Source organism: Leptospira borgpetersenii serovar Javanica (genome assembly GCF_003046425.1).
GTDB lineage: Bacteria > Spirochaetota > Leptospiria > Leptospirales > Leptospiraceae > Leptospira > Leptospira borgpetersenii.
Window position 1 is genome coordinate 2,501 of record NZ_QAJG01000015.1, and the last position, 13,725, is coordinate 16,225.

12 protein-coding genes (1 of these 12 running past the window's edge) are annotated in these 13,725 nt (G+C 38.1%); 4 read left to right on the top strand and 8 right to left on the bottom strand.

Annotation, left to right across the window (positions count from 1 at the left end; translation table 11 throughout):
* Positions 1-931 carry the 3' portion of a caspase family protein gene (locus CLV95_RS12495; RefSeq protein ID WP_002724287.1) on the top strand. 692 nt of this gene lie to the left of the window's left edge, so the window shows 931 of its 1,623 coding nt (coding positions 693-1,623); its start codon lies beyond the left edge, outside the window; its stop codon occupies positions 929-931.
* 230 nt (positions 932-1,161) lie between these two features.
* Here CLV95_RS12495 and CLV95_RS12505 read toward each other — a convergent pair whose 3' ends face one another.
* Positions 1,162-1,368: a hypothetical protein gene (locus CLV95_RS12505; RefSeq protein ID WP_002724280.1), complete on the bottom strand. Its 207-nt coding sequence runs from the start codon at positions 1,366-1,368 to the stop codon at positions 1,162-1,164.
* 175 nt (positions 1,369-1,543) lie between these two features.
* On the opposite strand from CLV95_RS12505, the gene CLV95_RS12510 reads away from it, so the two are divergent.
* Together CLV95_RS12510 and CLV95_RS12515 are read left to right on the top strand one after the other, a co-directional pair.
* Positions 1,544-1,780, top strand: a complete 237-nt coding sequence (locus tag CLV95_RS12510) for a hypothetical protein (RefSeq protein ID WP_002620920.1) — start codon at positions 1,544-1,546, stop codon at positions 1,778-1,780.
* Positions 1,777-3,603: a MutS-related protein gene (locus CLV95_RS12515; protein WP_002724289.1), complete on the top strand. Its 1,827-nt coding sequence runs from the start codon at positions 1,777-1,779 to the stop codon at positions 3,601-3,603. Before CLV95_RS12510 ends, CLV95_RS12515 begins: the two co-directional genes overlap by 4 nt.
* Positions 3,604-3,680: 77 nt before the next feature.
* Here the strand turns inward: CLV95_RS12515 and CLV95_RS12520 are convergent, their stop codons facing one another.
* The 7 genes from CLV95_RS12520 to CLV95_RS12550 form a co-directional block, all read right to left on the bottom strand.
* Positions 3,681-4,103 (bottom strand): LIC_13387 family protein, encoded by a 423-nt coding sequence (locus CLV95_RS12520; protein ID WP_002724297.1) that lies wholly within the window; start codon positions 4,101-4,103, stop codon positions 3,681-3,683.
* Between the two features lie 27 nt (positions 4,104-4,130).
* Positions 4,131-6,182 carry an AsmA family protein gene (locus tag CLV95_RS12525; protein ID WP_002735006.1) on the bottom strand — a complete coding sequence of 684 codons (2,052 nt, stop codon included), beginning with the start codon at positions 6,180-6,182 and terminating at the stop codon, positions 4,131-4,133.
* Positions 6,179-7,141, bottom strand: a complete 963-nt coding sequence (locus tag CLV95_RS12530) for an ABC transporter ATP-binding protein (RefSeq protein WP_002724285.1) — start codon at positions 7,139-7,141, stop codon at positions 6,179-6,181. The genes CLV95_RS12525 and CLV95_RS12530 overlap by 4 nt, the downstream gene beginning before the upstream one ends.
* A gap of 16 nt (positions 7,142-7,157) precedes the next feature.
* Positions 7,158-8,147, bottom strand: coding sequence for an ABC transporter ATP-binding protein (locus tag CLV95_RS12535; RefSeq protein WP_002724311.1), 990 nt, complete (start codon positions 8,145-8,147; stop codon positions 7,158-7,160).
* On the bottom strand, positions 8,144-9,187 hold the full coding sequence (locus tag CLV95_RS12540) for an ABC transporter permease (RefSeq protein ID WP_002724291.1): 1,044 nt from the start codon (positions 9,185-9,187) through the stop codon (positions 8,144-8,146). The genes CLV95_RS12535 and CLV95_RS12540 overlap by 4 nt, the downstream gene beginning before the upstream one ends.
* On the bottom strand, positions 9,184-10,194 hold the full coding sequence (locus CLV95_RS12545) for an ABC transporter permease subunit (protein WP_026054034.1): 1,011 nt from the start codon (positions 10,192-10,194) through the stop codon (positions 9,184-9,186). Before CLV95_RS12545 ends, CLV95_RS12540 begins: the two co-directional genes overlap by 4 nt.
* A gap of 110 nt (positions 10,195-10,304) precedes the next feature.
* Positions 10,305-11,417 carry a carotenoid 1,2-hydratase gene (locus CLV95_RS12550; protein ID WP_002735074.1) on the bottom strand — a complete coding sequence of 371 codons (1,113 nt, stop codon included), beginning with the start codon at positions 11,415-11,417 and terminating at the stop codon, positions 10,305-10,307.
* Here CLV95_RS12550 and CLV95_RS12555 point away from each other — a divergent pair.
* A complete protein-coding gene (locus tag CLV95_RS12555; RefSeq protein WP_002734843.1) occupies positions 11,416-13,659 on the top strand; it encodes a hypothetical protein in 2,244 nt (747 codons plus the stop codon). The two genes, CLV95_RS12550 and CLV95_RS12555, sit on opposite strands and share 2 nt — an antisense overlap.
* Positions 13,660-13,725 lie beyond the last annotated feature (66 nt).

Genomic DNA, 13,725 nt, shown 5'->3' on the forward strand with positions numbered 1-13,725 from the left:
TAAAGATAACGTTGTTACCGCGTTGGAAGCCTTCTTCAAATCGAGAGAAGAAACCGTTCAGATGGCGAAAAAATTTCAACACGAACAAGTTCCTCAGATTTCCGGAAACGCTTCGGGTATTTTCCTTTCTGGTAAAAAAAATCCGGAACCTCCAAAACCGATCGATCCTCCAAAACCTCCTCCTCCATCCGTAGAACCTGAACCCGATCCCGTAAAACCGGACCCTTCTCAACCTGTAGTAACTCCGGAAGAACCTCCCGTAGTTCCGACGAATGAAAGAGGTGATTTGGTGTTAAAGACTACGATCATTCAAGATCGCGCTTATGGACTTTCGGATCTTCCTCCCGATGTCTTGATCTTTGCTAAGAAGAAAAGGAAAGGGAATCGAAACGTTAAAGTTTATATCGATGATCAAGAATTTGCTTCAGCTATAGCTACGACTTCTTCCAATTTCTGGGGTGCGGTTAAGAGACAAGGACAGTTGATTCCAGGTAATATCTACACGATTACCTTGAGTAGAGTTCCTGCGGGGGTTCATAAGATCACGATCAAAGCCGACGACTATCCCGAGATTCAGGAGACATTTGCGGTTCTTCCGAACAAGAGAAATGAACTTCCCATTTATGTTTCTATGAGCGGTTTCGGGGCGATTCAAGGAAAAGTTTTCTATAAAACCTTGGATAATCCTGTGATCAATCAGCCAATTTTTATGCCTACCATTTCCAGCGTTACCGGAATTCAAAAATTAAATACCGATAGCGAAGGAAATTTCTGGTTCACAAATCTCAAGCCGGGTGATTATGAAATTAAAGCTTCTTTTGCGGAAGATTTGAATCTCAACAATTCCATGATCAACGTAAGAGAAGGGGACGTGACGAAGGTGGACGTGATTCTAAATGTGAAGATGCCTTCTACCAAAACCAAGTACTGAATTTTGTATTGGAGTTTAATGAAAAAAAGCCTGCTAAGAACAGCAGGCTTTTTTATTTTCGGAATTTTCTTAAAAAAATATGAAAGTACCGTTTTTTATAAATTGGATTTTTCAAATGGAAATAATTCGGTGTTACATCTCCTAAAGTTTCAAAATACTTTAAAACAGATTGTAAGTTCGAAAATATTCAATTCGATATGATAGAACTTTTTTAAGGTCAAAATATAGTTTTAATCTTTTAAAAAATTCTTCCACTCATTGGATCTGAATCTGCGCTTACGGATTTCTTTTAATTTTTTCATCTGATTCGTGTTGAGAAGGTTCCCCGCTTTTAGGCCGGATTGCGGAAGAATTGTATTGTTTACGAGGTTAGCGACGGTTTCGTCAATTGAAAGAAAGGAACTTTTTAGGTTTGGATCCATTTCCGGGTAAAACATTTTGCGCCTCCATGCGACTTTCTGGTTTGATTCTAGATTCCTTATTGGAAATCTTGCCGGGTTCTCTTCCTTGAGAAAGCAATTGACTCCCAGAACTATCTATCGAAGAAATTGGGAAATCCTTGAGTTTTTTTTTCTTGTACGAAATTTCCTAAAACGATAAAATTGCAAAAAAATGCAGATCCGGCTGATCAACAATACGGGTAAAAGAATGGGAAGATTCGTCGCGTACGAATACGGTACCGATCTGTTCGGATACGTATATGTGGATAAGATTAAAGGCAAGGAGCGCGGTAAATTGGTTTCGCGCTGGGTAATGCCCGACCTAGGATCACTGGTTCGTTTGTTGGATTTTGAAATTTATAAGCGAGAAAACGAACACTACGAAAATATAAGCTCCTTAGTCGGATGAAACCTCCTATTCTGATCGATCGGCTTTCGCGCAGAGCAGGAAAATTAAAAAGATTCTACGATCGAGTTTCCATTCTTCTTTTTAAACTTTCTCTGTTCCGCCTTATTTCCTTTTGTGCATTCGTTCTTTGGATTTCCGTTTTTTATTATTTCCATTCTTCGGTTTTTTATTATTTTCCTTCCTTAGTTTTTCTTCTCATTTTTTTCTTTTTTATTGGAAGGTATAAAAAGATTCTTTCGACTCGAGAAAAAATTCGACTTTGGATTTTTGTTTTAGAAAGAGAATCTGCGAGAATTGGAATTAAAGGTTTCGGGAAAAAATTCGGAACTAAAGTTGTTTTGGAAAAAATTTCTCCTTTGGCAAGAGACTTGGATCTATTCCGGGAAACTGGCTTGTTTCCTTGGTTGGATACTACGTTTACTTCAACTGCGGAACGTCGGTTAATTTCTCTTTTGGACCCGGAAGATTCTTCGACCGATTTTAAAAGAGAAAATATTCTACTTCGCCAGTCAATTGTTCGATCGATTTCCGAAAAAGAATTAGCAATTCCTAAAATACTTAGACTTTCCTCTTATCTGAAGAAAAATCGAGATCTTTCTCTCAATCAAGAGAAGATGGAAATGAAATTGATCCACAACGACGGTGCTTCGGAACTTTGGAAACGATATCCATGGTTAAAAAGAATTTACAGGCCGGTTGCAATTCTAGTTCTTGCGTTTATTCCTGCAAATGTGTTTCTGGGAGCCCCTTTTCCGGCTTCCGTTCTGTTTTTAAATTTGATTTTATTTGGATTGTATCGCTCCCGTTCTTTAGAAATTTTTCGACAATATTATTCCCTTTCTGGAAGTATAGAAGGACTTCAGAAAATTCTAATATATCTAAAAGGTTTGAATGTTCGGGATAAAAACGGTAAATCTCTTTTGCGGGGCACTTCCAAGGAGGAATTAAAATCTGCTTACGAGGGTTTGGATCGTATATTGAAGCGTGTCGCTTTGACCGAAGCCCCTTTATTGCATCTAATTTTAAATAGTCTTTTTCTTTACGATCTTTGGATTTTGGGGAAAATTTCCAAATGGAAGGAAAAACATTCCGCGCTTTTGGAAAAATCCATCGATGATTTAACCGTATTCGATTCTCTATTTCCTTTTGCGAATTTGAAGTGGATGTTTTCCGATTATTGTTTCCCTGAGATTCTTTCTGAAAATTCTAAGGAGGGAATTTCGGGAGAAGATCTTTTCCACCCCCTTCTTTCTTTCAGAGTTTCTAATCCGTTAGATCAAGTTCTGGAAGGAAATATTGTTCTCATCACGGGTTCGAATATGTCCGGTAAAACGACATATTTACGTACAATCGCCGTTTCTTCCATTCTCGCGTTGGCAGGTGGACCGGCGCCTGCGTCTCGATTTTCTTTACCGGTTTTGAAAATTCATACGAGCATGAGAAACGAAGATAACTTAGAGGAAGGAATTTCTTTTTTTTATGCGGAAGTAAGAAGACTTTCGGAGATCGTAAAAAAAATTCAGAATTCGGATTTACCTCATCTTGTTTTGCTTGATGAAATTTTAAAAGGAACGAACACAAGGGAACGTTCTCTTGCTTGTAAAGGAATTTTAAAAGAACTTAAAAAGAATCGTGTAATGGGTTTGGTTACGAGTCATGACTTGGAACTGGCTAAAGTCGAGGATGTTATTTTGAAACATTTCCAAGAAGAAATTATAAACGGTTCCATGTGCTTTGATTATAAAATTCGAGAAGGTTTGGTCCAAACAAGCAATGCGCTGCGGATTTTGGTTCAAGAAGGATTGGATTTGGATTTTACTTAGAACTTATATTAAGAATTTATTTTCGTTTGTTTGATTCGAAAAGCTGCAGTAATTTATCTGGTATCGCTAACAAGTGTTTAAGACTTTTTCAAAAGGATAATACTTATCAGAAGAGAAAAGGTTCCTAATAAGGAGACTAAGGCGGGTGCGAGGAAAAAATAAATGAAACTTGTGATACTGAAACAAAAGATACAAAAGAAAATTGGAATCAAAAGTTTCAACGTCGCTTTGGGATTTGATTCGGTAAAATTCGATAGGAACCATAGAAGAATCGTCAACGAAATTAAGAAGATACTTAAATTTAAACTCATCCCCGTATAAAATTGATCGTAAGACTTTGTAACGCTTTCCATTGGAATTTTGGTTTTCTGCATTACGGAAATCGTATTTAGAGCTTGAGGATCGATCGTATTATATCTGGTAAAGTGCCCAATGGAATGTCCGACTGCGAAGATAAAAATCAAGATTGATGTGATACGAATGAATAATTTTGGTTTCATGAAAAGAATCTCCTTAAGATTTCTAGGTTATTTTTTTTTGTTTTTTTCTTTGGACGCGAACAGTCCTTTAAATCCCTCCCAAGCATCTCTTACATATTCGGATACAACTGACCCGGCAATTCCTCCTCCGTAAGGTCCGCCGACCAGAGTAAAGAATGGGGCCAAGATCGTGCTTCCCGCAAAGACCGAGCCCAGCCAAATCGGATCTATATAAGGAATTGATTGTTTAAATCTTCCCTTATAAAGGATCGGAATTTTTAACGCTTTACCGACAATATTTCCGCCTAATCTTAAGTTGAGAATAAGATCCACATCTTTTTCGAAACTGATGTTTCCTCTTCCGTCCGCTTCTAGTCCTTTTCCTTGTAATTTTAAATCTTGAAAGTAAAATCGGTTGTTTTCGATTTTAAAATCCGAATTAAGAGAGGAGAACTCGACCTTTCTTCCGTCGATTCCGTTGAATGAAACAATTTTTCCGAGAGTATTCAGGACCGGAATCATAAAGTTTGCATAACCGAGTAGCTCTCCGTTGAGAATTTGAAAATTTCCGGACCCTTCCATATTCCTGAAAAATTCCGCCAAAAAATCGGAAGATTGATTGTGAACTTCCGTAGTAAAATTGAACTTACTGAACAAGTTCCCGCTGATGATCTGATCGTTTACGTAAGGCATGAAAACTCGATCTGATTGAATTCGATACACTTCCCCTTGGACTTCGAATTTGGATTTGAACGGATTTATCTTAGATTTTCCTAATATTTCTCCGTTATATATATATGCATGAAAATTAGAGATTTGAATCCAAGGATAAACGTATTTCACTTCCGCTTTTAGGGCCGGAAATCTGTGTTTGAGCGCATATACGTTTTTTAAATCCGCACTGAAATAGAAAACCCCGTCCGGACGATTCGGATTATTAAATTTCTTAGTGAATTCGAAAAGTTTGCCCAATCGGAGTACGCTGTGGTAATCTAAATAATTTGCGGTGACTTGAAAGAACGCATTCGTTTTATAATTCCATAGAATTGTTCCCTTAGCGTTTCCTTCCGCGATCCCAGGCCATACGACGGAGATATATGGGAAATCCAATTTCTTATTCGGAATATCCAATCTCAGTTCCATATTTAATTTGATGTCACCGAACGGATTCCCGCCTTGATAAGCGAAGTCCTTCCCTTGTGCCGTCACATTGAAGTTGATCGGTTCATTGGGCGCTTTTTTGATTCTGATTGTGCCGTTTAGGATCGTTTTCGAAAAATCTGCGTTCGGAAAGACAACCAACAGATCCCTAAAGATGGAAAGAGAACACTTGTCTAAAATGATCGTAGACTGAAATTTTAAGTTTTCAAGGGTTACCGGAAATTCATTCAAATCTGCGCTTCCGTAAATCTGAAAACTTTGACCGTCTAATTTTCCCTGCAGAATAAGATCAAGGGCATTTCCGTAAAAAGAAATACTGAACGCCGAATTCCAAAGATAAATTAGGTATTCTCTATCATGGGTATCGTCTTGGTAGTGAACGTGAAAATTTTCAATTTGAATGTTTTTCAATCCGATTTTAAAAATCTCTTTCGGATTAAATAACGTGTTTTCGGCCGTAAACGATGGATCAAAAATTTTTATGGTTTGTGTTTGGTGAACACTTTCAAGTTTGTATTTTTCCTGTTGAAAAAATTCGATTAGATCAATGGAACCGTCTTTATGTTTGTGCAGATTGATCTTTCCGCCTGAAATATAAATGTCTCTGATTTCTACTTTCTGACCTAATAAGCCGAACCATGAAATATTGATCTTAATCCGATCGCTGACTCCTACGATAAGGTTTCCTTTTCGAACCTGAACTGTGCCCAGTTCTATTCCCGGAAACGGTAATAAAACCAGATCAGAAGAGTCCACTTTTACGTCTAAACCGGTTTTTTTTTCAATTTCGGTGAGTATAAAATCCTTATAAAAATCTTGGCGGATAAAAACAAAAAGTAACGTAAAAAGCGCGAACGCAAGAGTCAGAAACAGAAGAATCGTAATAGCTTTAATTCGATTTTTATATGATAATTCTTGAATGTATTTAAAGAATTTCATTTTTTTCGATCCAGTGGAAAATGGCAGAGTGCTTTTTGATCTGTTCCGATCTCCTTCCAAGTGGGAGTTTGCGATTTACAAAAGTCCTGAACGATCGGACATCGAGTATGAAAATGACAACCCGTAGGTTTGTTTACGATACTCGGAATTTCTCCTTTGAGGGGAAGTCGAATTTTTTTTCTATCGTAAACGTCAAAGGTGGATTGAAAAAGCGCCTTTGTATAGGGATGTGCGGGAGATGAAATAATGTCTTTTGTTTTACCGAGTTCGACGATTTTTCCCAGATACATGACCGCAATCCTGTCCGAGATTGATTTTACCACGCCGAGGTCGTGGGAGATAAATAAATATGAAAGACCGAATTCATTTTTTAATTCGACTAGAAGTTTTAAAACTTGAGTACCTGTAGAAACGTCGAGAGCGGAAACCGATTCGTCACAGATGACAAACTTAGGTCTTAAAACCAGTACCCGTGCAATCGCGATCCTTTGCCTTTGTCCTCCTGAAAATTCGTGAGGGAATCTGGAAAGGATATCGGAAGATAGGTTTACTCTTTCTAAAATTTTTCTGATTTTTAATTCGGATTCTTCTCGAGATGATTTTTCGTGAATTTCCAACCCTTCCATTAGAATTTCCGAAATCGTCATTCTCGGGTTCAGAGAAGAATACGGGTCTTGAAATATGATCTGTAGATTCTTTCTAAAAGGAAAAAACTTAGAAGAAGAAAGAGAGGTGATTTCCTGATTTTCAAAGTAAATCGATCCGGACTCTGACTTTAATAGCTTTATGAGACCTTTTCCTAACGTGGATTTACCACAGCCGGATTCGCCTACTAATCCTAAAATTTCGTTATTTCCGATTTCAAGATTGATTTCGTCCACTGCGATGACTCGATTTTTTCTAAAGCCGAATTCCGATTTCGTGTAATAACTGATGGTAAGATCTTGGATGCGAATCATAATTTGTTCTGATTTTTTATTCCCGATTTTTTGCCAAGAAACAAGCTGAGAGATGCGATTCTCCGTTGGAATGTATAGAAAACAATTTCGGTTTGCTTTCTTTGCATAAACTCATTACTGCCTGGCAACGAGTGGAGTAATGGCATCCTATGGGATACTGATCTGGAGAAGGGACTATTCCTGGAATAGGTTGTAAATCTTCGACGGACTTTGCAAGGGACGGAATCGATCGAAGTAGATCTTCCGTATAAGGATGTTTCGGTGAATCGATTACGGAATCTGTGTCTCCGATTTCGGCGATTCTTCCCGCATACATGACCGCGATTCTATTTGCGATCGTTCCTACGAGTCCAAAGTCGTGCGAAATGAATAAGATGGACATTTCATTTTGTTTTTGGAGATCCAAAAGGAGTTCGACTAACTGTGCTTGAATGGTTACGTCGATTGCACTCGTGGGTTCATCCGCAATGAGTAGGTTCGGGTTGCACATAAGGGCCATTGCGATGCTGATTCTTTGTAAGATTCCGCCGCTCATCTGATTCGGATAAGAATATAATCTTTGTTTAATATCAGTAATTCCCACCGAAGAAAGGAGAAACTCCGCTTTTTCTAAAGCCTCTTTTCGATTTGAAGAAATCTGCATTAAATATCCTTCGATCATTTGATCTTGAATTTTTAACAAGGGATTTAGAGCGGCAAAAGGTTCTTGAAAGACATATGAAATTTCCTTCCCACGAATCTTTCTCATTTCCTCCGAAGAAAGTTTTAGAAGATCCTTTCCTTGATATAGAATTTCTCCGGATTTCACTTTTGAAATATTAGAGGGAATTAATCTTGTTAGTGCAAGAGAAGTGAGCGATTTCCCGCAGCCGGATTCTCCGACAAGAGATAAAATTTCCCCCTGTCTTACTTCAAAATTCAGATCTTGAAGAACGGGAAGCCATCGATTTTCGGAAAGAAGGTCGAGTGAAAAATTCTTAATTTGAAGTAAGGGAAGAGTGGTCATTCGTACACCGCTTTTTCTCTGGAATCAAAAGAATCTCTTAAACCCTCTCCAACGAACGAGGTAAAAAGAATCGTTAAAAAAAGCGCAGCAGAAGGGAATGTTATCAACCACCAAGCGCTAAGCCGTTCTCTTCCTTGCCCGATCATCTCTCCCCAGGAAGGATTCGGTGCGGGAATTCCGTAACCAAGGAAGTCTAACGCGCTTAAGATGGAAATAGATGCGATCAATGTGAACGGTAAAAAAGTTATCAGAGGAGTAATTGCATTGGGCAGAATATGTCGAAGCATAATTCGAAATGAACCGACCCCTAAGGCTTTTGCGGAATCGACATAAGTCAATTGTTTGAGTTTGTAGAATTCTCCGCGCATATAATACGAAATTCCGATCCAACTCAATGCGCCGTACGTAATCAGAAGAACGGTAAATCCCCTACCGAAAAATGCTCCAACAATCAGTATTAAATATAAAAAAGGAATCGCGGAAAAAATTTCTATGATTCTCTGCATCAGAATATCCGTTTTTCCACCGAAATAACCTTGTATTCCTCCGATTAAAGTTCCCATTGTTAATTCAAGAAAAACTAATATAAGACCGAAACTCAGAGCGTTTCTATAAGCGTAAAAAACTCTTGTGAAAACGTCTCTACCTCGATCGTCCGTTCCGAGCCAATGTTTTCGATTCGGTGAAGAAGGCGGAGTTTCACCTTCTTCCAAACTTTCAAGATTGTCTTCGTTATATCCGTAAGGAATCGGAGCAAAAAGGATCCAATTGGAACCTGATACAAAATCGTCTCTTCGGGAAAGTTTTTTGTAGTTAGGAGGGGTTCGATTTTCGCTTCCGAACGTGGATTCCGGATAGAAGAAGAAAATAGGAAAATACCATTTGTCGCGGTAACTTACGATTAGAGGTTGATTGGTGGCAATGAGTGGAGCAAGCAGGGAAATCGAATAAGAAATCACTAATATGTTTAGAGCATACCATGCCCTTTTGTTTTCTTTGAATTTTTGGAATCTTTTTTTAAATATCGGACTTAAGATCATTCGAACTGAATCCTCGGATCGATCAATACATAACAGAAATCTGATAGAATGTTTCCGATTAGCGAAAGAAGACTTTGCACGAGTAGAAGCCCCATCATCAAATCCGTATCTCTTTCGGTAACTGCTTGAAAACTCAAAAGTCCCATTCCGTCTATATTAAATACGAGTTCAATCACCAAAGATCCGGCAAAGATAAGGCTGAGATTACTTCCGAATCCAGTTGCGATCGGGATCAAGGAATTTCGAAAGGCATGTTTGAAAATCGCTTCTTTGAAACTAAATCCTTTGGAAAGTGCGGTGCGAACATACTCTTTTGAGATTTGGTCCAAAAGAGAATTCTTCATAAGTAATGTAAGAACGGCGAACGAACCGGAAACGTAGCAGATTACCGGAAGGAACATGTGCGCGATTCGATCCACGATTTTTTCCGAAAGGGAAAAAGATTCGTAATCATCCGAAACTTCGTGACCTAAAGGGAAAATCGACAATAATTCTCCCGAAGCGAAGACATAAAGAAGTAAAACAGAAAGTGCGAATATGGGAATGGAATATGTGATCAAGATAATTCCGCTGGATGCGATATCGAAACGTTCTCCGTTTCGAAGCGCTTTTGAAATTCCAAGCGGAATGCATATGAGATAAGAAAATAAAAATCCGGAGAGACCGAAGGTCAATGATACCGGGAGTTTTTCCAAGATCAGATCCGATACTTGTCGTGTGTGGAGCCTAGATTCCCCCAAATTGAAGACGAGAATTTCTTTAAGCCAGTAAAGATATGCGATTCCTACGGGCTTGTCCAAGTGTAGTCTTTTTTTGATGATATCGATTTCTTCTTCCGAAATCGTTTTCGCGTTTCCACCCTGAGAATTTGCATAACCTCGAATCTTTGCAATCTCGGTTTCAAGGGGACCGCCCGGAGCAAAATGAGAAATTAAAAAAACGATGAATGTCATTCCTAATAGTGTGGGGATAATCAGAACAAATCGTTTTAGGAAATATTTTTTCATTACGTTTCCGGTTCCGAAAAACAGTTTCAACGAATCAGATCTTATGACAAAGCCTTTTTCGAAAAAGTATTTTAATTGTTAAGAGAAATGAATCGATTTACTTTCCAATCTTAATCTCGGGTTCCTTTAAGTTCCAAATAGCCGGTTCCGCGAACGGGTTTTCCGTCTCGGGTTCCTTGAACTTTTACGGCACCTTCCCAATAACTAAATCCTGTGGTGGTGCGGGAATCGAATTCTTGGTCTTCGAAAAAAGGTTCAATTCTAAGATCGAATTTAGATTCTCTTTGAGTAATATGAGTATGAAGATTCCAAAAGAGCGGGTATTTCTGATTTGTTCTTGGGCTTTTCCAGAAAGAAGAATCGTGTATGAATGTAATGTCTCCTTCTTGTTCGAAATATGTTTTTTTTCCGGACTTTAAACGAATGGTTCCGAAACTTTCGGAAGGAGAATGCGAAGTTTCTCTAAAATTAAAAGCCATAATATTACTTCCATCTTCGAGTTGAATGCAGATCCAATCCCAAGAATTGAATTTGTCCGAAAGTTCCGCTTGTCGAGTGGAATCAAAAGGGCTGCTCCATTCATGGTCCATCCAAGAATTTCCGTTTTCGATAAGGATTTTTTTTCCATCTAGAGTTAATTCTCCCTGAGTGGAAAGGCCGGGGATGCTGTAATAGTAGGAATAGATATTTGGATTTTTTCTACTTTTGATCGATTTGCCTTGATCTCCGTGTAAAAGAAGATCCGAATCTTTGCCGCTTAAAAATAAATCTAAAGAAAGTCCAGGAAAGTGTTTCGGTTTTGCGATCAGATGAAATTTCGTTTTCCCCTCGATTTTGAGAATAAAGTCCCCGCTGAAAATTTGTTTCGAATCGTATCCTGCCATTCCGCCTAACTTACGTTCTACGGTTTGCGCAGTTTTATGTTTTTTATTTTCCAAATCGGAGATCGCAAAATGAACCGGAAATGCTTCCCTATTTTTTGCAAAAATTCCTTTGAAAAAACTAAGTTCGTATCCGTATTTTTTTCCTTCCGAAGATTGGAGGACTCCGACAAAGTAACACCATTCTACTTTGTATTTTGGATGGAAAGAGTGATCTTTGGGAAAAAGAAAGGGACGATCGTCTGCTTGAAGAGCGAAAAAAATCGGAAATAAAAGGTAGATTCCAATTAGACGATTGACCTTGATTTGAAAAAAGTTGTAATGATTTTTCCTAGGGATCATGCAATTTCTTGATAACATTCGCTCTTCCAAATTTTTAATTCCGGGACTTTTTTTACCGCAGTTCGTTATTTTAGGAATCTATTTCCATAAACTCTATTTGAAATTTTTATCGTTCTGTCCTAACCGCAATTTTTTAACTTGGGATCCTGATGCAAGGCTGGTCACTTCGATTCGGTTTGCGGAAGGATTTCGATCTTTTGATCCAGTCGTGATCGTTCGATTGATCTTCGATTCTCCTACTTGGCCCGTGTTAAGAAATTTTCCCGAAGCTTTGATCGTGCTTATATTTGGTCCGGGAGGAACTCTCGTTTCTCTTTTTACTTTTGGAGAATTGGTTTTACTTTTTCTGATTGTTCCTTGGGTTTTATTTCGTTTTAGCAAACAGAAAAATCGAATCGCGCCCGCGCTTTTGTTTCCTATCGTTTGGGCCGGTTTATTACAAAATCCCGGATTTATGCATTATTCTTTTTCGGGAATGTTGGAAGTTCAAGGAGGACTCTTTTTTCTTCCCGCAGCTCTTGCTTTTTGGGAATTGCAAAGGTATTGTTTCGATAAAGCGGAAATTTTACGTTCCTCGCGAAATCCTAATTCTTTTTTACAAGAAGATTCTAAACAAATCAATTCAGGATTCATATCGGCAACATCTATCTCGACGGATTCCTATTCTCCTTGGTTTTTATGTATCAGCGTTAACCTTTTGTTTCATACAAAATATCCGTACGGTTATATTTTCATTTTCTTCGGTTGTTTGTTCTTGATTACATTTCGTTTTGACGAAACGAAACAATTCATATTCAAAATTTTGAATTTTTACGGATTATTTTTGAATGAAAGTTCCTTTCTTAAAAACAGATTGGAACGTAACAGTTCTACCTTTTTTATAAAGAATGTATCGGAAAAAGAAAATTTGGATTCTTCTCTGAAAAACCTTTCGGAGGAAAGGGGCTTCGATTCTGTAGCGAAGAATAGTTCCGGAAAAACAAAATCTGTTTTTCCAAGGGAAAACTTTTTTAAAAAAGTCAAATGGGGTGCTTTGATCCCGATCGGATTTGCGATTTTGTCGATTCTTGTATCGATAATTTTTTCCAAAGAAACTTTACCCGGAAAAACGAAAGCGTATTTGCGTTACGCGGGAGTTTTGATTTTTTGGATCGATATCAATATCGTTGTTTGGAAAATCTTTTATGGGTTGCGAAAGACGGATAAAGACATTCTTACTTTGCAACTTACGGATCGTTCAGAAAGTTCGGTTTCGCGTTCTGGAGTGCAATCTATAAAAATCGCTTCGAAGAGTCGTTCGGTTAGTCGGAACTCCGACGTTGAAAAAGATTTTTCCATCTGGAAGTATTTCTGGACTTACGTGATTTTTCCGATCGGATCTTGGATTTTGATTCATCCTGATCGATTTTCAAGTTCCGGCAGTACGATCCGACACATACAAGGCGTGGGTTTAATGCCGGGTCAAAGTGAAGATTCAATTTTCAGTCTTACATACTTCCGCGAGATTTTGGATAATTCTTTTTATGCGCCTTACGGTGGGTGGGTTTTGTGTGTTGGTTTGATTTTGGGGATTATTTTCGGAGTTTTTCGTTATTGGAAAAATCGTGAAGTTAGCGCTTCTTTCTTTCTCTTTTTGTCTGTGTTGATTTCAATTTTGGGATTGACTTTGATGACGCCGAATCACCAAGCTCGGCATATCTATCATCTTTATCCCGCTTTATTAATCGCAATCTGCATTTTTTGTTACGAAAAATTCTACGAGGAACGTGAAAAAGTTTTATCTTGTTTTGTATATTCTATATTTATAATGTTTACTTTGGGGTATTGGAGTTGGAAGTATTCTGACATTTGGGAGAGGACTAATCTTTGTTTTTCCGGAACTGATCGTAGTTTATTTTTTACTGCGGAGGATGCGGAGTCCGTTTTTTTGAAAACGGTAAATCGCCCCTCCGTCTTATGGAATTTGCTTTCATTGGAGCATCACAATCGTCCAGATATCATGCTTTCCTTTTATCGAGCGGGTTTTTATAACCGCCAACGAGTGAGAGAAAAAAATAAGAAAGAGGAATTCGATCTTCAAAAAATCCGAATATCGGGAAGTAATTGGTTTATAGTCGCAGATAAGTGTGATGAGATTGGAAATCGTATCGGAATTCCTTTTGAGGGAATCAAAAGACCTGTTTCGGAAACCGATTGGAATCAGATTAGAGGGGCTTGTATTTTAAAAGTGGGCGGTGAATGATTCCATTTTCATTCCGATTAAAAAGTTATACTTTGTATTTAAATGCTCCTAATGTAGGGCAAAACA